This window comes from Burkholderia sp. Bp8998 (assembly GCF_003854235.1).
Taxonomy (GTDB): domain Bacteria; phylum Pseudomonadota; class Gammaproteobacteria; order Burkholderiales; family Burkholderiaceae; genus Burkholderia.
This window is the reverse complement of sequence record NZ_QTQF01000005.1, coordinates 179,875-201,192: the sequence shown is the minus strand read 5'-3', so window position 1 is coordinate 201,192 and position 21,318 is coordinate 179,875. Positions and strand designations below refer to the sequence as shown.

Below are 21,318 nucleotides of genomic sequence, written 5' to 3'. Positions count from 1 at the left end.
GTGGGCCAACCTGGACTGATCACCATGAGCATGCGGGAGCTGGATCGTCTGAAGGTCGTGGAAGCCGTGATCGAGCAGCGTCTGATGCCTTGGCGAGCCGCGGAGCGGCTCGGGATCAGTCGACGGCAGATTGAACGGCTGGTCGCCCGGTATCGGGTTGCTGGCCCGGCCGGGCTGCTTTCGCAGCGCCGTGGTCATGCGAGCAACCATCAGTTGCCCGAGGATTTGGCGCATCGTGCCTTGAGCCTGATTCGGGATCGCTACGCCGATTTCGGGCCGACACTAGCGTGCGAGAAGCTTCGGGAATGCCACGGCATCCAGCTCGCCAAGGAAACGGTACGGCGGCTGATGACGGAAGCTGGTTTGTGGGTGCCACGCCGGCAACGACCGCCGAAGGTCTATCAGCCACGAGCACGGCGGGCGTGCCTGGGTGAACTGATCCAGATCGATGGCAGCGACCATCGGTGGTTCGAGGAACGGGCGCCGGCCTGCTCGCTGCTGGTGTACGTGGACGACGCGACGAGCCGGCTGATGATGCTGCATTTCACGCAGACGGAATCGACGTTCAGCTACTTCGAGGCGACACGGGCATACATCGAACGCCATGGCAAGCCGGGGGCGTTCTACAGCGACAAGTACAGCGTGTTTCGTAACGTGAAGCCGGGCTGCAGGCAGTACGACCGGCTGGCCGAGATCGATCAAGCCGCCGTTGTCGAACACAAGCGCCTGAGTCACGTGCTCCAGGTCGCGCAGGCGATCCAGGCACAACGCGATAGCAGTCGAATCGGTAAAGCGCCGTCTCGAACGCATCGAGGCGACGCGACCCGGACCAATCGAAACGAGGCCGAACCGGCCAAAAAGAAGCAACGCAAGATCACGCAGGCCGACGTCGAGCATGTGATCGTGGATCTGGCTCAACGTCGGCAAACCGCAAAGCCAGCAGACAAACCTCGCCGTCGGTCTGCAAAAGCTGGGGAAACGGACGCGAACGCCCTGCCCGTTCAGGCGCCGACCTTCGACACTGCGTAACGGTCAAGACGAGAAAGCAGAAGCAGCAAAACCAACCTAAAAACCGGACATTTTTAAATAGCTGGACGGTGGACATCTGAATCCGGGTATGACAGCCGATTATATCGTTGAGTATATTAGCGCCACACGACGGCCATGCATCTATTGCAGTCGGGTGTCGATATGAACGTGATCGCGCTTTGGCTCGGCCATGAGCATCTCGACACGACACACATCTACATGGAAGCCGATCTCGCACTGAAGGAGAAGACGCTGAATCGGCTACAGCCGGCGGGGCAGACTGCTCCGCGGTTTCGCGCGACCGACGGGGTGATGGCATTCCTCGAGAGCCTGTGATTATATTCACCGCGGCGGTCCAAGACGTCCGTCACTCAATACGTTCCGGCCGCCGCTGTGCATAATCCGGCACTGAGCATAATCGTGAATATGCGAAGCTTCACATATTAGTGAATCCCGGCCGGCCCTCTAGCGTGCGCTCGTCAACTTGACAGAGCCATTTCGTCTTCTTCATCGCTTCATTCTCCCGCCGCCTCTTCACCAACTTGACAGAGTCTTTGCGTGGCTTTCAAGAGTTGGGCGGCAAGAAAATCGATAGTCGTGCTCGCATCCCCGCACCGAAAAGATTTCAATTAGATTTCAGGCGATTCGATCATGCGTCATTGTTCCGCATTGCAGGCCGCCGGCGCCCGGTCGTCGGCCGGCCAGCCGAAACACCGGCAACAACCTACCCCTGCGTCCTTTCAAACTTCCGCAAACGTCTGCGTATTGACCTATCTTTAATGGGATGAAAAAGCATCGCTCAATGCGTAAAAAATTCGATTGCGATCAGACGCGCCGCATGACAGCATGCGGGGCGTCGGCAATCCGACGCCCATCCGGAACGATTCGATCGATCGCGCCGACCCGCGACTGAATCGTTTTCTCTGCACTTCGCGCCGCCGGATCCAGACGACCCACGCCCTACGGGAGATAGACATGGCCACTGTGACGCCCCGCGCCGGCACACCCCCTTTGCCCGCCATGCTGCGCGGCGGACGCTTCACGCTCGGCACGCGCATCGTGCTCAGCTTCGGTGCGATCTTCGTGCTGATGCTGGTCATGGCCGTGATTTCATACACCCGATTGACGGCGATCGACGCTGCTGCCGACAGCCTCCAGCGGGATTCGGTGCCGGGCCTGTACCTGTCGACGTCGCTGCGCACCGCGATCAATCAAAGCTATACGGTGGTCGAACGCGCGATCTTCATCGACAGCGATGCGGACGGCACGAAGCGCGATCTCGACCGGATTCCGGAAGCGCTGCGGCGTTTCGACCAGGCGTCGACGCAATACGAGGCGACGCTGTTTCGCGACGACGACAAGGCGCGCTTCGCCGCGCTCCGGGCCGCATACGACCAGTACCTGCCGCTGTTGAACGACGCGGCGCATGCGGCGGCGAGCGACCGCGCGGCTGCGCAGGCCAACTTCGCGCACGTGACGACGGCGTGGGAGAACGTAGTCCGTGCCGCGGACACGCTGGTCGACGAAAACCGCAGCGCGGCCGACGATTCGGCACGGCAGATCCGCATGTTGGTCAACACGGCGGAAGCGACGCTCGCGACCGCGCTGAGCATCGTGCTGCTGGTCGCGCTCGCGACCGGCTATGCGCTGTTCCGCGCGATCACGGGGCCGATGGCGCGGCTCGTCGAGGTGCACGACGCAATGCGCACCGGCAACCTCGCGCAGCGGCTCGACCTGCGCCGCAGCGACGAATTCGGCACGCTGCAGGACGGCTTCAACCGAATGGCCGAACAGCTCGCGAGCCTCGTGTCGCAGGCGCAGCAGTCGTCGCTACAGGTGACGACGTCGGTTGCCGAAATCGCGGCGACATCGCGCGAGCAGCAGGCGACCGCGAACGAAACCGCGGCGACGACGACCGAGATCGGCGCGACGTCGCGCGAAATTTTCGCGACGTCGCGCGACCTGCTGCGCACGATGAACGAGGTGGCCGGCGTGGCCGAGCAGTCGGCGACGCTCGCGGGTGTGAGCCAGAGCGGCCTCACGCGGATGGGCGAGACCATGCGCAGCGTGATGGACGCGGCCGGCTCGGTGAACGCGAAGCTCGCGATTCTCAACGAGAAGGCGCTGAACATCAACCAGGTCGTCGCGACGATCACCAAGGTAGCCGACCAAACGAACCTGCTGTCGCTGAACGCGGCGATCGAGGCCGAAAAGGCGGGCGAGTACGGCCGCGGCTTCGCGGTCGTCGCGACCGAGATCCGCCGCCTCGCCGACCAGACGGCCGTGGCGACCTACGACATCGAGCAGACGGTGAAGGAGATCCAGTCGGCCGTGTCGGCGGGGGTGATGGGGATGGACAAGTTCTCCGAGGAAGTGCGCCGCGGCATGCTCGACGTGCAGCAGGTCGGCGGGCAGCTGTCGCAGATCATCGCCGAGGTGCAGACGCTCGCGCCGCGCTTCCAGATGGTCAACGAAGGGATGCAGACGCAGGCGAACGGTGCCGAGCAGATCACTCAGGCGCTGTCGCAGTTGTCGGAAGCCGCGCAGCAGACGGCCGAATCGTTGCGCCAGTCGTCGCAGGCGATCGACGACCTCACGCTCGTCGCGAACCACCTGCGCACCGGCGTGTCGCTCTTCAAGATCGACGGCTGACGCACGCGGCCTTCGGGCAGACGACACGATGCTCTTCCTTCTTTTTGAACTCGACGGCGAACGCTATGCGCTCGATGCGACGCGGATCGTCGAGGTGCTGGCGCTCGCGCCCGTGAAGTCGATGCCGGGTACGCCGCCATGGCTCACCGGCGTGATCGATCACCGGGGCACGCTGGTGCCGGTGATTGACGTGCCGCGGTTCGCGCTCGGGCGCGCGGCGCACGCGCTGCGATCGACGCGGCTCGTCGTCGTGCGCTATGCGCAGCAACACGAGGCGGACGGCGCCGATCGATGGCTCGGGCTGATCGTCGAGCACGCGACGCAGGTGCGCGAGTTCGCGCCCGCGCAATTCGCCGACAGCGGGATCGCGATGCCGCACGCGCGCTGGCTCGGGCCGGTCGCCGCCGACGCGACGGGATTCGTGCAGCGGATCGACGTAGAGCAGATGCTCGATGACGACGCGCGCGCATTGCTGTTTCCGCCCGCGCAGGCGCTTGCCGGATGATGACCGTGATGAACGCCAACGACCCTCGATTCGAAGCGTGGCTCGCGCGTGAAACCGGGATGGACGCGGCGACGCTTGGCAATCGTGCGCTCGCGCGCGCGGTTGCCGAACGCGCACGCGTCACGCAGCCCAATGCACCGGACGCGCCCGACACACCGCTGCCCGCCGGCGGCATGCCGGGCGACGTCGCCGAGGCCGCCGCTGGCGCCGTGATCGATGCGTACTGGCAGCGGCTGAATACGTCCGCGGACGAACGGCAGGCGCTGATCGAAACGCTGGTCGTGCCGGAAACGTGGTTCTTCCGCGACCGCGAGGCATTCGTCGCGCTTGCGCGGATCGCCGACGCGCGGCTCGTGCGCGAGCCGGCGCGCACGCTACGTGTGCTGAGCGTGCCGTGCTCGACCGGCGAGGAGCCGTATTCGATCTCGATGGCACTGCTCGACGCCGGCATCGGCCCGTCGCGCTTCGCGATCGACGCGATCGACATCAGCGCCCGCGCGATCGAGCGGGCGCGGGTCGGCGTCTACGGACGCAACGCGTTTCGTGGCCACCCGCTCGAATTCCGCGACCGCCATTTCAGTGAAACGGCCGGCGGCTGGCAACTCGACCCGCGGGTGCGCGAACCGGTACGCTTCGTGCAGGCAAACCTGTTCGACCTGCCGCTCGACGCGGACACGCGCTACGACTTCATCTTCTGCCGCAACGTGCTGATCTATTTCGACCGACACGCTCAGGACCAGTCGATCCGGCTGCTCGACCGGCAACTCGCGGACGGCGGCACGATCTTCGTCGGCCCGGCCGAGACGGTGCTGATGATGCGGCATGCGCTGGTGCCCGCGCGCATTCCGCTCGCGTTCGCGTTCCATCGCGCGCCGCCGGTTGATGCTCCGGCTGCGGGCGTGAACGGTGGCGAGCGGCTGTCCACCGTATCTGCGGCATCTGCGAAACCGGTGGCGCCGCGAACGTTGCCGCTCCGGCACCCGGTCGCGGCGCCCTCCACGGCAAACCATTTCGCAACGGCAACCCTGTACCGCCCGCCGGCCGTGCCGCAGCGGCAGCCGGCGACACGCATCGCGCACGCGGCGCCCGATGCCACGGATTCCACGCCGAGCGCACCCGCCGCCCCGGCGCCCACGCTCGCCGACGCCCGCCGGCTCGCCGACACGGGCCGCCTCGACGACGCCGAGCGCGCCGCGCACGCGTTCGCGCTCGCGCACGGCCCCGACGCGGACGCGTTCTACCTGCTCGGCCTGATCGCCGATGCGCGCGGCCTCGATGCGGACGCGCAGGATTTTTATCGCAAGACGCTGTATCTCGACCCGGCTCACTACGAGGCGCTGACCCATCTCGCCGCGCTGCGCGACGCGGCAGGTGACGCGGCAGGTGCGCGGCAACTGATGCTGCGTGCGCAGCGGGCAAGCGCGCGACGCGGCGCGTCAGCCGTGCCGACGGCGGACCGGACCAGCGAACCCGGGAGGAACCTATGACCCACGCCGCTCGTGACGACCGCGCTCCGGCGAGGGCCGTCGACGATTGCTGGAATCGCATCGGCACGCGAGGTGACGGCTCGTGCCCGCGGCTTGTCGAGCACACCCGCTGCCTGAACTGCCCGGTGTTCGAACAAGCAGCCGGGAAGCTGCTCGACCGGCCGCTCACCGACGCGGATCTCGCCGAAACGGCGCGCGCCGCACGCAGCGCGTCGCAGCCAGCCCCTGCGGACGCACGACTCACTGCATCCGCCGCATCTGCCGACGATGCGCAAGCGCTGCAGTCCGCGCTCGCGTTCCGCGTCGGCGACGAATGGCTCGGCCTGTCCGCCGCCGCGCTGCGGCAGATCGACGGGCCGCGCCCGATCCATTCGCTGCCGCACCGGCGCGACGGCGCCGTGCTCGGGCTCGTCAACGTGCGCGGCACGCTGACGATCGCAGCATCCCTCGGCGTACTGCTGAATCTGGAACGCAACGCAGCCGGACCGCACGAGTCGCGCAACGCGTATGCGCGGATGCTGGTCGTCGAGCATCGCGGCGACGCGGTCGCGCTGCCCGTCGACGAGGTCGAGGGCGTGCTGCGATTTGCGGTGCACGCGCTGCTGCCGGTGCCGACGACGCTCACCCACGCGACCGCGATGCACACGCGCGGCCTGCTCGCGTGGCGCGATACGACGATCGGCGTGCTGGACACCGAGCGCGTGTTCGACTCGCTTGCGCGGAGCCTGCGATGAGCACCGACGACGACCTGATGCGCCTGTCGCTGCTCGACCTGTTCCGCGACGAAGCACACACGCAGACGCAGGCGCTCGCGAGCGGCCTGCTGACGCTCGAACATGCGCCCGGCGACGCGCCCGCGCTGGAAGCGTGCATGCGCGCCGCGCATTCGCTGAAAGGCGCCGCGCGCATCATCGACCTGCAGGACGGCGTCGACGTCGCGCACGCGATGGAGGAATGCTTCGTCGCCGCGCAGCGTGGCGAGCTGACGCTGACGACCGCGCACATCGACGCACTGCTGCATGGCGTGGACCTGCTGCTGCGCGTCGGCAACGCCGATCCGGCGGCGGCGGTTTCGCGCGCGGACATCGAGGCGCTGGCCGCACTGGGTCCGACCGACGCGTCGGACGAGAGCGCCGAACGCGCGGTGTCGCTCACACCGCTTACACTGCCCATACCGCCCGCGCCGGAACCAGGCGCCGCAGCGCCGCACATCGGCTCCGCGCCCGACGCTGCCGCCTTTGTCTCAATATCGCCGCGCACCGGCGACGGCCCCCCGCGCCACCCGCCCGCCGATCCGTCGCCGGGCTTGCATGCCGTCGCGCCCGACGCCCCGCCTTTGCACACCCAACCGCCCCCCCGGCACGATCCGCAGCGGATGCTGCGCGTACGCGCCGAGCAGCTCGACCAGCTGTTGAGCCTGTCCAGTGAATCGCTCGTCGAATCGCACTGGCTGAAGCCGTTCACGGGCTCGATCCTGCGCATCAAGCGGATGCAGCGCGACGTCGCGCGCGCGCTCGACATGCTCGTCGAAACGCTCGCGGAGCGGCTCGACCCGCCCGCGCTCGCGTCGCTGAACGATGTGCGCCAGGGGCTCGGCAACCTGCAGCTGCAGCTCGGCGCGCGCCTGGACGAGCTCGACCGTTTCGACCGCCGCAGCACGCATCTCGCGCAGCAGCTTTACGACGAAGCGTTGCGCTGCCGGATGCGGCCGTTTGGCGACGCGACGCACGCGTATCCGCGCATCGTCCGCGATCTCGCACGTTCGCTCGGCAAGCGCGTGCGGTTCGCGATCGTCGGCGAAACGACGCAGGTCGATCGCGACATCCTCGACATGCTCGACGCGCCGCTCGGCCACCTGCTGCGCAACGCGCTCGACCACGGCGTCGAGACGGCCGACGAGCGCATCGCGCGCGGCAAGCCGGCCGAAGCGAGCGTGACGCTCGAAGCGCGCCACAGCGCGGGTCAGTTGCTGATCTCCGTCAGCGACGACGGCGCCGGCATCGATCTCGACGCGCTGCGCGCAGCCGTCGTGCGGCGCCAGCTCGCCGACGCGGACACGGCCGCGCGGCTGTCCGACCACGAGCTGCTCGACTTCCTGCTGCTCCCCGGCTTCTCGATGCGCGACCGCGTCACCGATGTATCGGGCCGCGGCGTCGGCCTCGACGCGGTGCACGACATGGTCAAGGCCGTGCGCGGCACCGTGCGGATCTTCACCGAGCCGGGCCGCGGCGCGCGCTTCGTGCTGCAACTGCCGCTCACGCTGTCGATCGTGCGCAGCCTGCTCGTCGAGGTCGGCGGCGAAGCGTACGCGATCCCGCTTGCGCACGTGCGCCGCACGCTCGAACTCCCGCGCGCCGACATCGACACGCTCGAAGGCCAGCAGCATTTCCGCTTCGACGGTCGCCCGGTCGGGCTCGTCACCGCGCACCAGCTGCTCGGCGCACCGCCGCCGGAACAGGCGCGCGACAGCGTCGCGACTGTCGTGATCGGCGACGAATGGGAGTCGTACGGGATCGCCGTCGACCGGTTCCGCGGCGAGTGCATGCTGGTGATCCAGCCGCTCGACCGCCGGCTCGGCAAGGTCAAGGACATCGCCGCGGCCGCGCTGATGGAGAATGGCGAACCGGTGCTGATCATCGACGTCGAGGACTTGCTGCGCTCGGTCGACAAGCTCGTGCGCGGCGGCCAGCTCGCCAAGGTGCAGCGCGCGCAGCAGACGGCCGTCGCACGGCGCCGGCACGTGCTGGTGGTCGACGATTCGCTGACGGTGCGCGAACTGGAGCGCAAGCTGCTCGAAAAGCGCGGCTACGCCGTCACCGTCGCGGTCGACGGGATGGACGGCTGGAACGCGCTGCGCGGCGCCGATTTCGATCTCGTCGTGACCGACATCGACATGCCGCGCATGGACGGCATCGAGCTCGTCACGCTGATCAAGCGCGATGCCGCGCTGAAATCGCTGCCGGTGATGATCGTGTCGTACAAGGACCGCGAGGAGGACCGCCGTCGCGGACTCGACGCGGGCGCCGACTACTATCTGGCGAAGAGTAGCTTCCACGACGAAACCCTGCTCGACGCCGTACGAGACCTGATAGGAGAAGCCCGTCCGTGAACATCGGCATCGTCAACGACCTTCCGCTCGCCGTCGAGGCGTTGCACCGCGCGGTGGCGCGGCGGCCCGAGCACCGCGTGCTGTGGGTCGCGACCGACGGCGTGCAGGCCGTCGAGTTCTGCGCCGCGCAACCGCCCGACGTCGTGCTGATGGACCTGATCATGCCGAAGCTCGACGGCGTCGAAGCGACGCGGCGGATCATGTCTTCGGGCAAATCGTGCGCGATCCTGATCGTGACGAGCAGTATCGGCGCGAATGCATGGCGCGTGTACGAGGCGATGGGCGCCGGCGCGCTCGACGCAGTCGATACGCCGCGGCTCGGCGCAGGCGCGAACGGCGACACCGCGCAGCTGTTGCTCGCGAAGATCGACCAGATCGGCCGGCTGCTCGACAAGCCGACGGGCGCCGCCCGCCCCGCCGGCGCGACGGCGCGCGGCGACGGCGGGCCGCTCGTCGCGATCGGCGCGTCGGCCGGCGGCCCGACCGCGCTTGCGTCGATCCTCGGCGCGCTGCCCGCCGATTTCCGCGCGCCGATCGTTATCGTGCAGCATGTCGACCAGGCGTTCGCGGACGGGATGGCGCAATGGCTCGACGGCCAGACGCCGCTCAACGTGCGCATCGCGCGCGAAGGCGACCGGCCGCAGCCGTCGTTCGTGCTGCTCGCCGCGACCAACGACCACCTGCGGATCACGCGCGCCGGCACGCTCGAATACACGCGCGAGCCGGCCGAGACGCCGTACCGGCCGTCGGTCGACGTATTCTTCAGCAGCGTGACCGAGCACTGGCCCGGCGACGTGATCGGCGTGCTGCTCACCGGGATGGGGCGCGACGGCGCGATCGGGCTGAAGGCGATGCGGATGAAGGGCTACCATACGATCGCGCAGGACCAGGCGACGAGCGCCGTCTACGGAATGCCGAAAGCCGCCGCGACGCTCGGCGCTGCGCGCGCGATCCTGCCGCTCGAGCGCATTGCGGGCGAACTGGCGGCGCTCGTCAGGAACTGAATGAAATGGACTTGCGTGACAGCAATGGCAACAACAGGTGTCGACATGACGAGTGACTCCACGCGACGCCCGGGCCACGATAACGGCACGTCCGCCGCGGACGGCGCGGGCGCGGCGCTCGAAGCCGCGCGCGCGACCCTGCAGGCGCCGCCGGCGACCGACGTGCCGGTGATGGTGCTACTGGTCGACGACCAGACGATCGTCGCCCAGGCCGTGCTGCGCGCGCTTGCCGACGAGGACGGCATCGACTTCCACTACTGCCCGCGCTCGGACGACGCGCTCGCCGCCGCAGTCGAAACGCGGCCGACCGTGATCCTGCAGGACCTCGTGATGCCCGGCACCGACGGATTGAGCCTCGTGAAGGCGTACCGCACGAATCCCGTGATCCGCGACGTGCCGATCATCGTGCTGTCGAACAAGGAGGAACCGGTCATCAAGAGCGCCGCATTTGCGGCCGGCGCGAACGACTACCTCGTGAAGCTGCCGGACCGCATCGAGCTCGTCGCACGGATCCGCTACCACTCGCGCTCGTACGTCAACCTGCTGCAGCGCGACGAAGCCTACCGCGCACTGCGGCAATCGCAGCAGCAATTGCTCGAAGCGAACCTCGAACTGCGCCGCCTCACGCATTCCGACGGGCTCACCGGGCTGTCGAACCGGCGCTATCTCGACGAATACCTGAACGCCGAATGGCGGCGCGGCACGCGAGAGCGCAGCGAGCTGTCGCTGCTGATGATCGACGTCGACAACTTCAAGCTGTACAACGACACGTACGGACACGTGTCGGGCGACGACGTGCTCAAGCGGGTCGCCTCGACCGTCGAAAGCTGCCTCGGCCGCCCGGGCGATCTCGCCGCACGCTTCGGCGGCGAGGAATTCGCGGTGGTGCTGCCGGGCACGTCGCCGGGTGGCGTGCGCCTGCTCGCCGAGAAGATTCGCCTCGCGATCGAAGCACTGCGGCTCGAGCACGTGCATTCGTCGACCGGCCGCTACGTGACGATCAGCATCGGCGGCGCGAGCGTCGTGCCGGCGGCCGGCACGCCGATGACGTCGCTGATCGAAGCCGCCGACCGCGCGCTGTATCGCGCGAAGCACCAAGGCAAGAATCGCGTCGCGATCGATGCGGGGCCGGCAATGGCGAGCGACGGCGGCGGGCAACCGGCCTGATCCGTATGCGGCAGCGTCTTGCTACGGCTATGTCAAGTTGACGAGCGCAGGCTACGTGCTTTCCTCAAGAGTCTTATCCTTATCAGATCACTTCGTTGGCTGCGGGAGAGACAGTCCAACCATGCCATGTGGCGAGGCGTTCTTTGAGTATGGCGCGATGACATACCGCGTTCATCTGATGTCTGGGCAACGCGAAGTGCTGCCGGATCGGGCCGAAGCATGAGAGATCGAACTGCAGCGTTGTAGAGATCACGACGCTGCCGGCGGTCGCCGTCGTTCGCTCGCCCTGCTTCCTCACGACCGGCTTCACGTTCAGTCGGTACACCGCTTCCGAGGCGACCGCGCGCAGAGGCTTCAGCGTGATGGTCTTGGTCTGGCCCGGCGCGAGACTGAACCGGAATGGATACGCATACAGCGCCGGATGCGCGCTATCGCCGACCTCCTCCAGCCTTTCGTCTTTCAGGGGAACGCCAGGATCGAGCAGGCGCGACAACGAAATCTCGACATATTCGGGGTGCCAGCCATGGTTGACGACCCGGGCAAACACGGCTTTGTCACGAACGACCGCCTCCTACGGGATCAGATCGATTGCCCCCGCCAGCGTGACGGTCGGCGGCTGAAACACCAGACTGTCGTTCGCCTGATTGCGAATCTGCAGCGGCTCATCCAAGCGACCCTCGAATCGGGCGGCGCGTGGCCAATTACTCAGTCGTTCGGGGCAGCCTTTCCAGCTCGCGATGCACCGCGTCCGTCCGGGCCGTAACCATCAGTTTGCGATTTGCTCTCTTGAGCAGCGACGGCAGCTTCTGCTGAAGCGATATTTTGCGGATAGGCGTAAACGTCTGTTGTGCCGGGGAGATAGCCAGCTTTCTCCACTTGCACCAGCTGCGCACGGACTTGAGCGCGCGTCAGCGGCTGGCTCGTCTGCGCAAATGACGTGGCCGGCACGATGATAGCAACCGTAACAGCAACGGCGTTGATGAGTCTGTTCATGATCAGTGGCCTCCAGAGGTAGACGTCGCATTCGCGAAAGATTGTGTTCGAATCCTATGAATACAGTCTATCGAAGCGGCAATACCAGGGAGAACACACAAGTCGGCAACTGGACGTTTCATTACCTGAAACAGTGATACCAGCCTGCACCGCTGCGAACTGGCGACATGAAGTGATGTTGCATCGCCGACTTGATGCAAGAGTTGATGGGGATGAGCCACATGCGCGCCAGCCCTAATTCGATTTCCACCGATCACGTGGCGTCAAAAATCTGCTTCTTGTACCAGGACGCAGCATCCAGGATATCCGCCTTCAACGCCGCACTCGCTGCTTCTGCATCGCCCTTTGCCAACGCAGCGAGTACATTGAAGTGATGCATCGCGCCGCGGTCGTGCAAGGCTTCCGGTGAGGCCTGCATCCGATTCATGACCGCTGCAATGTATGGTCCGCTTCGCAACCATAACCTTTCGATGATCGAAATCACAAGGTCCGATTGCGCTGCGCGATAAATTGCGAAATGCATTCTCTCGTTCGCCATCACCGCTGCAGGCACATCGGCCGAGTCGACCGCGCGGCTGTAGATTTCGTTTGCAGTCTTGATGGCAGAGAACTGAGCACGGGTCATGCGCTCGGCTGCCCTGAATGCAGCGTGAGATTCAATTGCGATCCGTGCGTCGATGAGTTCGTCGAGTCCCGCGATCGATACCACCGGAACCCGAAGCGACCGATTGGGCAGCATCTCGAGCGCGCCCTCCGTGACAAGTCGGCTGACGGCTTCTCGAACCGGCATTGTGCTGATGCCCAACGAAGCGGCGAGTCCCCTGATCGTCAATGTTGTCGCCGGCGCAAAGCGCCCTGAGCGCAGCGTATTGCCAAGTTCAGCGTAGACGCGCTCACGTAACGCAACCACGGTCAGGCGCGGCACCGCCGGAGCGCCGGCCTCAGCAGCGTCAGCATTGTCCGCGGTATCCGCGAGTCTGGTCTTCAATGAGTTCTCTCCCTCGAGCAAACGGTCGGTGTGTCGATGTGCAGACTATCGACGCGACGTGTTGTGATCACGCAATTCATATCGTGGCCGCGAGTTTGCGTAAAGACGGGCATTCGCCCCGCCACGGCAGGCCAGCGAGCAACCGGGCCATCACATTGGCAGAACCGGAGCAAAATCAAGAAAAAACGCGATTTCTCGCGAGTTGACATACGCACTTGCAACCGATGACCGGCAACCAACGTCCTCATCGATCGGCAATCCTCACAGCGAAGGTGACTTCCCGCATAGTATACTCTGTGATCACAGATCGCACATATTGCATTCTGATGGCTTCCCCCTACGTCCGGGCGCCGGATTCCAGTCCTCCGGCAGTGGTTGCATCGAGGCCAGCGCCGGCCGGCCGCAGGGGCGCACGTGTGTATCCAGTGGCTTCACCATGCAAGGTCAAAGTTGCCCGGAAACACGCACGGGCAAGACATTGCGTTATTTCATTCGCAGCAAACTGTACGAGGAATCGATTGGACCGACTGTTCACCATGCGGGTATTCCTGCAAGTCGTCGATAGCGGGAGTTTTGCGAGCGCGGCCCGGACTATGGAGCTCTCCAGGCCGACGGTGACACGTGCGGTGGCGCAACTGGAGGCGCATCTGAGAGCGCGCCTTCTCCAACGCAGTACCCGCAAAGTCACGCCAACCGAGGCAGGCACCGAGTATGCCGAACGCTGTAGAGAGATACTCGCGGCGACTGTCGAGGCTGATACCCGAGCGGGCCTCGAACGAAACACACCTTCCGGCACGTTGCGTGTTGCGATGCCATCTGCGCTCGCGCTTGCCCTTCTTGCGCCACTTGTTGCGACCTATTGCAAGCAGTATCCCGATGTGTCGATCGATATCACCCTCGTAGACCGACCAATCGATCTCGTCGAGGAAGGCATCGATGTTGCAGTCGTTGTCGACAACATGTTGAACAGCGATGACGTCATCACTCGCGAGGCAAGCGGCAGTCGGTTTGTTGCTTGCTGTACGCCGGCCTACCTGCAAGGTGCGCACCCGAAGAACTTTGCCGAATTGCGTGAGCAGCGGATCCTGTGTCTGAAGCGCTTTGCCAGGAGACTCTCATCGGCCGGATGCATGAATCTTCATGTCACGACGAACACGGCCATGCTGAGATTGCTCGCGCGTGAAGGACTGGGAATCGCGATCCTGCCCGAGTTCCTGATCAGCGGCGATCTCGTCGACGGCAGCCTGCTCAAGGTGCTTGAAGACGAGAAACTCGAGCCGATTGGCATACAGGTGGTCTATCCAACCCGGAAATATGTCCCGGCCAAAGTGATGCACTTCGTCGACATGAGCCTTGCTCGGCTCGCCACGCTCAATCCGGACGGTCGGCAGCGAGCGTCGTGAGACTGTCTACCCGGTTGCCACTGCTTCCGACATGGAAAATACCGATGCCGCCAGGCGCATGCGTGCGGACGCGAATTCGGTCGACATGAGAATCAGGGCCGTGATGCTCGCAACGCGCGGCAGCCAAAGTCAGCGGGAGAAGGTCATCGTGTCGAGTGGAAAAGTTGACCGAGGCTGCGCGATGTCGACCCGGCTGCGGCGCGAAGGCTTCAACGCCTTCGCGTACCGCGCCCGCCAACAGTCGAAGACTTATCGTGGCGGCCTCAGCTGCATGATTTCCCGCGCCTCGGCAGGCGTAGCGACCGACATGCCGAGATGATCAATGATGGTGCGTGCTCGCTCGACCAGTTGGCCGTTGGTCGCGAACACGCCGCGGCTCAGGTACAGGTTGTCTTCAAGGCCGACGCGCACGTTGCCGCCGAGCAATGCGGACTGGGCAACCATCGGCATTTCGTCGCGCGCGATACCGAACGCCGCCCACTGCGCGTGCTCCGGCATCAGGTTGCGCTGATAGAGCATCGTTTCGGTCGTGGCCGGTGCACCCCAGAGGACGCCCAGCACCATCTGGAACAGTGGCACGCCGTCGATCAAACCATCGGCGATCAGCGATTTGCCGAACAGGATGTCGCCGGCGCTGAAGACCTCCAGCTCGGGCTTGATGCCAAGTTCCTGAAAGCGCCTCGCCATGGCGCGCAACGTGCGGGTCGTATTCAGGTAGACGAACTCCAGCTTGCCTTCGACCTGGTTGCCGGTCGTGATGTCGAGCGACGCGATTTCCGGCAAGCACTCCTCGAGGTGACGCACCCGCTCTGCAACCGGGATGACGTCGCTTTCGGGCAGCGCGCGTGCCTCGTCTTCCGGGTCCGGCAGGAAGAAGGCACCGAGACCGCAGGTCAGGTTCAATACGATATCCGTGCCCGACTGACGCACGCGGTCGACGACTTCCTTGAAGAGCCGCGGGTCGCGACTGCCGCCGCCCGTTTCGGGATCGCGCACGTGGATGTGCGCCACCGAAGCGCCCGCCTTCGCTGCTTCGATACACGCATCGGCGATTTGCGCCGGGGTGATCGGCATCGCGGGATGCTTCGGGTTGAAAGGCGCATTGCCGGTGACCGCACAGGTCAAGATGACTTTTCTGGACATATCAGATTTCCCATTCAACATTGCCGCTGACGGCGATCAGTTCGCCCGTGACCTTCGACGCTGCACGGGAAGCGAGGAACAGGACCATCTGGGCCAGATCGTCAGGCTGCACCTTGGAGCGCAGCGAGATGAATTTCAGGTAGTCGGCCTCGACCTCATCGGCGGTACGTCCGCTTTCCGAGGCGATCTGGGCGACGATGCGCTGCATGCGCGCGTTGTCGATCATGCCCGGGAGGATTGCATTGCAGCGGACGTTGAACGGCCCGAGCTCCCGGGCGGCATTCAGCGTCAGCGATTCGACCGCCGCCTTGGACACGACATAAGCGGTCCGCATCGGCAGGCGCGTACGGGTCGAGCCGGTGGAAAAATTGACGATGGCGCCGTGACGGTTGCGCTTCATCGCGGGCACGACATGTTTCATGAACTGGAACATGCCGCCGAGGTTGATATCGAACGTCTCGCGCCAGGCGTCGTCGCTGATGTCCTCGAGCGCGGCGCGGGGCCCGGCGACGCCCACGTTGTTGACCAGCACCGACGCGTCGCCGAAGGCGCGCCGGGCATCTTCGACGACCTGCGCGACCTGCGCCGGATCGCCGACATCGGCCACGGTCCCGGTCATGCCGGGATTTGCCGCAAGTGTGGCCAGGACGGCGTCGGCACGCACGTCGCAGATATGCACCCGGTCACCGCGTGCGACGAACTGCTCCGCGATCACGCGGCCAACGCTGTCCGCGCCGCCGGTGACGATCACTGTTTCCTGCATGGACATCCTCTCGATCCAGGGCGCTCGCCACGTTTCCTCAGGCGGGCGCCGTTGTTCATTCACGTCGCGATCCGCTGCACGCGCATGGCTCATGGCAGCGACCCTCGCGTCATCGATATTCAGAGACCGGCGGAGATGCCTTCGTCCATCAGCAGGCAGCTACCGTGCATCGCTCGCGCGGAATCGGAGGCAAGAAAAGCGATGGCGCCAGCGATGTCCGTTGGCTCGGAGAAGGTCCGCGTGCTCGGCGTGCGGGCCGCCATGAAGTCGCGCAGGCCTTGCATCCCGGGATCATTGCGAATGTCATCGTTCATGCTGGTCGCGGTATTGCCGGGTGCGACGCAGTTCACGTTGATGTTTTCGCGCCCGAGTTCGCAGGCAAGCGCGCGGGTCATCATCACAATGCCGGCTTTGGTCGCGCAGTAGATCGCGTAGGTACCAAAACCCGTAAGCCCCGCAACCGATGCGATATTGACGATCCGGCCGCCGCCATTCGCCTTCAGGCGAGGTACCACGGCGTTGATCGTGTTCCACGTGCCACGCAGATTGATGTCGATCATCTGGTTGACGTCCTGCAGCGCGGCGCTGCCGGCCGGCGTCGGCTTGAACACGCCTGCGGCGTTGACCAGCACGTCGATCCTGCCGAATGTGTCGACGACGCTGTCCACCAGGCTTTGTACCGCCCCGGCATCGCGTACGTCGCAGGCAAAGCCGCTTGCATTTCCCCCTTCCGCACGAATCGCGGCTGCAACCTTCTCCGCCTTCGTCACATTCGAGCTCGACACGACCGCCACGCGATAGCCGTCGCGCGAAAGACGATGCACCACCGCTTCGCCGATTCCGCCGGATCCACCCGTCACTACCACCACCTTGCCTTCAACACTCATCACTTGCCTCCTCCCGGTTCAGGCGATGACATCGACCGCCGGACGCATTCGGGCGCAGCGGTCACTTGCCGAAAGGCTATGCGTTTTGTGATCACAGATCAACATAATTTTTTCTCAAACACAGAGCCGTCACACATTTACCGGTGTTTTATGGGGGATTACCCCAACAAATCGCGTAGGACATCGATTTCCACTTGTGATCACAAAAAACAAAAATTATGCTTTGGCGCAATGACGGTCGATCGGCGCCCAAGACGATCGACGAATCCGCAATTTGTCTATCAGGAGAGGCTCATGCGTTTTGCAGTCGACACCGGTGGTACGTTTACCGACCTTATCGTCGAGGATGACGACGGTAGTCTTCACATGTTCAAGTCGCCGACGACACCGGCGGACCCGATCAGCGGCGTGCTCGACGCCTTGCAGGTGGCCGCCGACGGGCTCGGGCTCGATCGCATGACGATGTTGCGCCGTGGCGAGATGTTCATCTACGGCACCACCCATGCGATCAACGCGATCATCACCGGCAACACGGCGCGTACAGCGTTGATCGTGCCGGCCGGGCACCGGGACATCCTGACGTTGCGCGAGGGCGGACGACTCGAGCCGTTCAACTTCACGGTCCCTTACCCCGAGCCGGTCGTGCCGCGTGCACTGACGTGGGAAGTGCCGGGCCGGATGCGGGCCGATGGCAGCGCGCTGCACCCGCTCGACGAGAAGGCGCTCGAGAAAATCTGCGCCGAGATGCGGGATGCCGGCGTCGAAGCCGTGGCAGTCTGTCTCTTGTGGTCGGTCGTCAACCCGGCGCATGAACTGAGAGTCGGCGACTTGCTCGCGAAGCACCTGCCGGGCGTGCCATACACGCTGTCACATCAGCTCAATCCGATTCCCCGCGAGTTCCGTCGCGCGTCGTCTGCCTGTATTGATGCGTCGCTCAAGCCGATGATGCGTGCCTATATGCACACGCTGGTCGACCGTCTGGGCAAGGCCGGCTTTCCGGGGCGAGTCGTCGTCGTCACGTCGCAGGGCGGCGTGATCGACGCCGCCCACGTCGCCGAAGCGCCCATTCACCTGATCAACTCCGGGCCGTCGATGGCGCCGGTATCGGGCCGCTATTTCGCCCAGGCTGATGAGCAGAGCGACACGGCCATTATCGCGGACACCGGGGGCACGACCTACGACGTGAGCCTCGTGCGACGCGGGCGAATTCCATCCTCACGCGAGACCTGGATTGGCGCGCCCTACCGCGGCATCATGACGGGCTTTCCCTCCGTCGACGTCAAGAGTGTCGGCGCAGGCGGCGGTTCGATTGCCTGGGTCGACGATGGCGGCATGCTGCACGTTGGACCGAAAAGCGCGGGTGCCGTGCCTGGCCCCGTGTGCTATGGGCGCGGAGGCACGCAGCCGACCGTGACGGACGCGTCGCTCGCGTTGGGCTACATCGATCCTGACTTTTTCCTGGGCGGCTCGATGAAGCTCGATGCCCAGGCATCGCGCGACGCCATCGAGCAATTCGTGGCGACGCCGCTGGGCCTGTCGATCGAAGAAGCGGCGGCCGCGATCATCACGATCGCAACCGAGAACATGGTGCAGGCGATCTTCGATATCACCATCAACCAGGGTATCGACCCGCGCGACGCCGTGTTGATCGGCGGCGGCGGAGCCGCGGGTTTGAACTCCGTGCTGATTGCCCGGCGCCTCGATTCTCCGCGTCTCGTCATCCCGCAGGTGGGGGCAACGATGAGCGCCGCCGGCGCGATGATGTCCGAATTGACATCGCAGTTCTACGCAACGCACTTTGCCCGTAGCGGCGCATTCGACTATGACGGCGTGCGCGAGGTGTTGGCGGGTCTCCACGCCAGGTGCGTCGAATTTATCGAGGGTCCCGGCGAGGGCTCGTTCGAACAGACGATCACCTTGCTCGCCCAGGCACGTTATCCGGAGCAGGTGTGGGAACTCGAAGTGCCGCTGCGCGGCTTCACGATCGAAACCGCGGAAGATGTCGACGCGCTCATCGAAGGGTTCCACCAGGCTCACGAAGAAGTCTTCGCCATTCGCGACAGCGGTTCCCAGATCGAAGTCGTTGGCTGGAGCGCAAACGTCTCGTGCCGGATTCGCAAGCAGGAAGGTGCCACGCTCGCCAACTCGAGCGCGAAGGCTATCTCGATTCCTCGGCGCAAGGCCTACTTCGCCGGCAAGGGTTTCCTCGACAGCGCCGTGGTCCGGTTCGAGGCAATGCAGCCTGGCGAGCCTGTATCAGGACCCGCCATCGTCGAATCGTCGTTTACGACGGTGGTCATCAATCCGGGATCGATTGCGGAGCGCCGCCAGAGCGGCAGCCTGTCGATCATCCCCGGGCGCGATTAATCGAGGAGAACACACATGAACCAAGCGAACCAACGACCGACTACCGATGGCGTCCAGCTCGCGCTGCTGACCAATCGCCTGGAGGGCGTCGCCCGCAAGATGGCCAACACCCTTCTACGCAGCGGCCGCTCGGGCGTGTTGAACATCGCGCGCGACTTCTCGTGCTGCATCGTGACCGCCGACTGCCAGTTGCTGGCGGCAGCGGAAAGCCTGCCCATCCACGTGCTGTGCGGCCCGGACATGATGGCCGCCTCGATGAAGTCATTCCATCCGGAACTGCGCCGCGGCGATGCATATCTGCACAATTCGCCGTACCACGGCTGCTCGCACGCTGCGGACCACACGATTCTCGTGCCCGTGATGGACGACGACGGCGTGCATCGCTTCACGGTTGTCGCGAAGGCCCACCAGGCGGACTGCGGCAATTCCGAGCCGACCACGTACATGGGGTCCGCGCGCGACGTATATCACGAAGGCGCACTGATTTTCCCGGCCGTGAAGGTGCAAGAGAATTACAGGAACATCGACGACATCGTGCGCATGTGCAAGATGCGGATTCGCGTGCCTGAACAATGGTGGGGCGACTATCTGGCGATGATGGGCGCGGCCCGCATCGGCGAGCGCGAACTGATGAATCTCGCTCGGGAAATCGGCTGGGACGCGCTGGACGACTACGCGCGCGACTACCTCGACTATTCCGAGCAACGTATGATCGGCGCGATCAGCAAGCTCGCCTCGGGACGGGCGACCCGCTCCAGCACGCACGACGCACTGTTCCCCGGCATGCCTTCGGAAGGCGTTACGATCCAGGCCGCCGTGGTGGTGGACGCCGAGAAGGGTCGCATACAGGTCGACTTGCGCGACAACCCGGACTGCCTGCCCTGCGGGCTGAATCTGAGCGAAGCGACCGCACGCACGGCGGCAATGGTCGGCATATTCAACAGTGTCGAGCACACCGTTCCGAAGAACGCCGGGTCGTTCCGGCGCATCGACATCCTGTTGCGCGAAAACTGCGTCGTGGGCATCCCGCTGCATCCGACGTCATGCTCGGTGGCGACCACCAACATGGCCGACCGTGTCGCCAATTCGGTGCAGACGGCAATGGCTGAAATGGACGACGGCGCGGGTCTCGCGGAATGTGGCGCCGTGATTCCACCAGCCATCGGCGTCATCTCGGGTATCGACCCGGCGACGGGCCACCGCTTCATCAACCAGCTCTTCCTCGGCTTCACCGGCGGCGCCGCCGGACCGCGCGCGGATGCGTGGCAGACCATCGGGCACGTCGGGAATGCGGGCCTGTGCTTTCAGGACAGCGTCGAACTCGATGAAATGCGCCACCCGCTTCTCGTCCGGACCCGCAGCTTCGTGCAGGATAGCGAGGGCTCGGGCCGCTACAACGGCGCTCGCAGCATGTACGTCGAATTCGGCCCGGTCGGTTGCGACATGGAAGTCGGCTACGTCAGCGATGGCACGATCAATGGCCCCAGGGGCGTGCGAGGTGGCCTGTCGGGCGCGCGCTCCAAGCAGTTCAAGCGGCTTGACTCCGGCGAGCTCGTCGAGCTTCCCGGTGGCGCCATGCTTCACTTGGCGGATGGAGAGACGGTCCTTTCGTATTCGTGTGGCGGCGGCGGTTACGGGCGCCCCGAATCCCGCGATCCTGAGCGAGTTCGCCACGACGTGGCGGAGGGCTACCTGTCGCGCGAACGAGCCCGAGCCATCTTTCAGGTGGTCCTCACGCCCGCCGGCAAGGTGGATGCCGGAGCAACGGCCGCATTGCGCGCCGCCGCGCCCGAATCGATCGCCGCTTCCACCGGGGCATGA

Annotated in this window: 17 protein-coding genes and 1 pseudogene; 12 read left to right on the top strand and 6 right to left on the bottom strand. The window is 65.1% G+C overall.

Going from position 1 to position 21,318, the window contains the following annotated elements; translation table 11 throughout:
- Positions 1-24: 24 nt before the first annotated feature.
- From DIE06_RS38940 to DIE06_RS08465, 9 genes and pseudogenes are all read left to right on the top strand, one after another.
- Positions 25-651, top strand: a pseudogene (locus DIE06_RS38940) (ISNCY family transposase); the annotation flags it as partial.
- 513 nt (positions 652-1,164) lie between these two features.
- Positions 1,165-1,365, top strand: a complete 201-nt coding sequence (locus DIE06_RS08500) for a hypothetical protein (RefSeq protein WP_124661012.1) — start codon at positions 1,165-1,167, stop codon at positions 1,363-1,365.
- Between the two features lie 639 nt (positions 1,366-2,004).
- Positions 2,005-3,681 (top strand): methyl-accepting chemotaxis protein, encoded by a 1,677-nt coding sequence (locus DIE06_RS08495; protein WP_124661011.1) that lies wholly within the window; start codon positions 2,005-2,007, stop codon positions 3,679-3,681.
- Positions 3,682-3,709: 28 nt separating this feature from the next.
- A complete protein-coding gene (locus tag DIE06_RS08490) occupies positions 3,710-4,186 on the top strand; it encodes a chemotaxis protein CheW (protein WP_124661010.1) in 477 nt (158 codons plus the stop codon).
- A gap of 8 nt (positions 4,187-4,194) precedes the next feature.
- A complete protein-coding gene (locus DIE06_RS08485; RefSeq protein WP_124661009.1) occupies positions 4,195-5,673 on the top strand; it encodes a protein-glutamate O-methyltransferase CheR in 1,479 nt (492 codons plus the stop codon).
- On the top strand, positions 5,670-6,407 hold the full coding sequence (locus DIE06_RS08480; protein WP_124661008.1) for a chemotaxis protein CheW: 738 nt from the start codon (positions 5,670-5,672) through the stop codon (positions 6,405-6,407). The genes DIE06_RS08485 and DIE06_RS08480 overlap by 4 nt, the downstream gene beginning before the upstream one ends.
- Positions 6,404-8,782: a hybrid sensor histidine kinase/response regulator gene (locus DIE06_RS08475; RefSeq protein WP_124661007.1), complete on the top strand. Its 2,379-nt coding sequence runs from the start codon at positions 6,404-6,406 to the stop codon at positions 8,780-8,782. Before DIE06_RS08480 ends, DIE06_RS08475 begins: the two co-directional genes overlap by 4 nt.
- Positions 8,779-9,786, top strand: a complete 1,008-nt coding sequence (locus tag DIE06_RS08470; RefSeq protein WP_124661006.1) for a chemotaxis response regulator protein-glutamate methylesterase — start codon at positions 8,779-8,781, stop codon at positions 9,784-9,786. The genes DIE06_RS08475 and DIE06_RS08470 overlap by 4 nt, the downstream gene beginning before the upstream one ends.
- A gap of 45 nt (positions 9,787-9,831) precedes the next feature.
- Entirely contained in the window at positions 9,832-10,953 is a 1,122-nt protein-coding gene (locus DIE06_RS08465; RefSeq protein ID WP_124661005.1) for a diguanylate cyclase, read from the top strand.
- Positions 10,954-11,035: 82 nt separating this feature from the next.
- Here DIE06_RS08465 and DIE06_RS38935 read toward each other — a convergent pair whose 3' ends face one another.
- From DIE06_RS38935 to DIE06_RS08450, 3 genes are all read right to left on the bottom strand, one after another.
- A complete protein-coding gene (locus DIE06_RS38935) occupies positions 11,036-11,500 on the bottom strand; it encodes a hypothetical protein (RefSeq protein ID WP_260433563.1) in 465 nt (154 codons plus the stop codon).
- Between the two features lie 158 nt (positions 11,501-11,658).
- On the bottom strand, positions 11,659-11,946 hold the full coding sequence (locus tag DIE06_RS08455) for a DUF4148 domain-containing protein (RefSeq protein ID WP_124661004.1): 288 nt from the start codon (positions 11,944-11,946) through the stop codon (positions 11,659-11,661).
- A 253-nt stretch (positions 11,947-12,199) separates the two neighbouring features.
- A complete protein-coding gene (locus DIE06_RS08450) occupies positions 12,200-12,934 on the bottom strand; it encodes a GntR family transcriptional regulator (RefSeq protein ID WP_124661003.1) in 735 nt (244 codons plus the stop codon).
- 518 nt (positions 12,935-13,452) lie between these two features.
- On the opposite strand from DIE06_RS08450, the gene DIE06_RS08445 reads away from it, so the two are divergent.
- Entirely contained in the window at positions 13,453-14,337 is an 885-nt protein-coding gene (locus DIE06_RS08445) for a LysR family transcriptional regulator (RefSeq protein WP_185733370.1), read from the top strand.
- Between the two features lie 249 nt (positions 14,338-14,586).
- Here DIE06_RS08445 and DIE06_RS08440 read toward each other — a convergent pair whose 3' ends face one another.
- The 3 genes from DIE06_RS08440 to DIE06_RS08430 all read right to left on the bottom strand — a co-directional run bounded on the left by DIE06_RS08440 (position 14,587) and on the right by DIE06_RS08430 (position 17,130).
- Positions 14,587-15,480 carry a 3-keto-5-aminohexanoate cleavage protein gene (locus tag DIE06_RS08440; protein WP_057928661.1) on the bottom strand — a complete coding sequence of 298 codons (894 nt, stop codon included), beginning with the start codon at positions 15,478-15,480 and terminating at the stop codon, positions 14,587-14,589.
- 1 nt (position 15,481) lies between these two features.
- Positions 15,482-16,249 (bottom strand): SDR family oxidoreductase, encoded by a 768-nt coding sequence (locus tag DIE06_RS08435; protein WP_260433562.1) that lies wholly within the window; start codon positions 16,247-16,249, stop codon positions 15,482-15,484.
- A gap of 113 nt (positions 16,250-16,362) precedes the next feature.
- Positions 16,363-17,130, bottom strand: coding sequence for an SDR family NAD(P)-dependent oxidoreductase (locus tag DIE06_RS08430; RefSeq protein ID WP_124661001.1), 768 nt, complete (start codon positions 17,128-17,130; stop codon positions 16,363-16,365).
- A gap of 294 nt (positions 17,131-17,424) precedes the next feature.
- Here DIE06_RS08430 and DIE06_RS08425 point away from each other — a divergent pair, with 294 nt between their 5' ends.
- Positions 17,425-19,497, top strand: a complete 2,073-nt coding sequence (locus DIE06_RS08425) for a hydantoinase/oxoprolinase family protein (protein ID WP_124661000.1) — start codon at positions 17,425-17,427, stop codon at positions 19,495-19,497.
- 15 nt (positions 19,498-19,512) lie between these two features.
- The gene (locus tag DIE06_RS08420; RefSeq protein WP_124660999.1) at positions 19,513-21,318 is read left to right on the top strand and encodes a hydantoinase B/oxoprolinase family protein; all 1,806 of its coding nucleotides are present in this window, start codon (positions 19,513-19,515) and stop codon (positions 21,316-21,318) included.

What these genes read in the sequence shown, in the direction of transcription:
- DIE06_RS08500 (WP_124661012.1), top strand. Translation starts at nt 1,165, where the DNA reads ATGCATCTATTGCAGTCGGGTGTCGATATGAACGTGATCGCGCTTTGG.
- DIE06_RS08495 (WP_124661011.1), top strand. Translation starts at nt 2,005, where the DNA reads ATGGCCACTGTGACGCCCCGCGCCGGCACACCCCCTTTGCCCGCCATG.
- DIE06_RS08490 (WP_124661010.1), top strand. Translation starts at nt 3,710, where the DNA reads ATGCTCTTCCTTCTTTTTGAACTCGACGGCGAACGCTATGCGCTCGAT.
- DIE06_RS08485 (WP_124661009.1), top strand. Translation starts at nt 4,195, where the DNA reads ATGAACGCCAACGACCCTCGATTCGAAGCGTGGCTCGCGCGTGAAACC.
- DIE06_RS08480 (WP_124661008.1), top strand. Translation starts at nt 5,670, where the DNA reads ATGACCCACGCCGCTCGTGACGACCGCGCTCCGGCGAGGGCCGTCGAC.
- DIE06_RS08475 (WP_124661007.1), top strand. Translation starts at nt 6,404, where the DNA reads ATGAGCACCGACGACGACCTGATGCGCCTGTCGCTGCTCGACCTGTTC.
- DIE06_RS08465 (WP_124661005.1), top strand. Translation starts at nt 9,832, where the DNA reads ATGACGAGTGACTCCACGCGACGCCCGGGCCACGATAACGGCACGTCC.
- DIE06_RS08455 (WP_124661004.1), bottom strand. Translation starts at nt 11,946, where the DNA reads ATGAACAGACTCATCAACGCCGTTGCTGTTACGGTTGCTATCATCGTG.
- DIE06_RS08440 (WP_057928661.1), bottom strand. Translation starts at nt 15,480, where the DNA reads ATGTCCAGAAAAGTCATCTTGACCTGTGCGGTCACCGGCAATGCGCCT.
- DIE06_RS08435 (WP_260433562.1), bottom strand. Translation starts at nt 16,249, where the DNA reads ATGTCCATGCAGGAAACAGTGATCGTCACCGGCGGCGCGGACAGCGTT.
- DIE06_RS08430 (WP_124661001.1), bottom strand. Translation starts at nt 17,130, where the DNA reads ATGAGTGTTGAAGGCAAGGTGGTGGTAGTGACGGGTGGATCCGGCGGA.
- DIE06_RS08425 (WP_124661000.1), top strand. Translation starts at nt 17,425, where the DNA reads ATGCGTTTTGCAGTCGACACCGGTGGTACGTTTACCGACCTTATCGTC.
- DIE06_RS08420 (WP_124660999.1), top strand. Translation starts at nt 19,513, where the DNA reads ATGAACCAAGCGAACCAACGACCGACTACCGATGGCGTCCAGCTCGCG.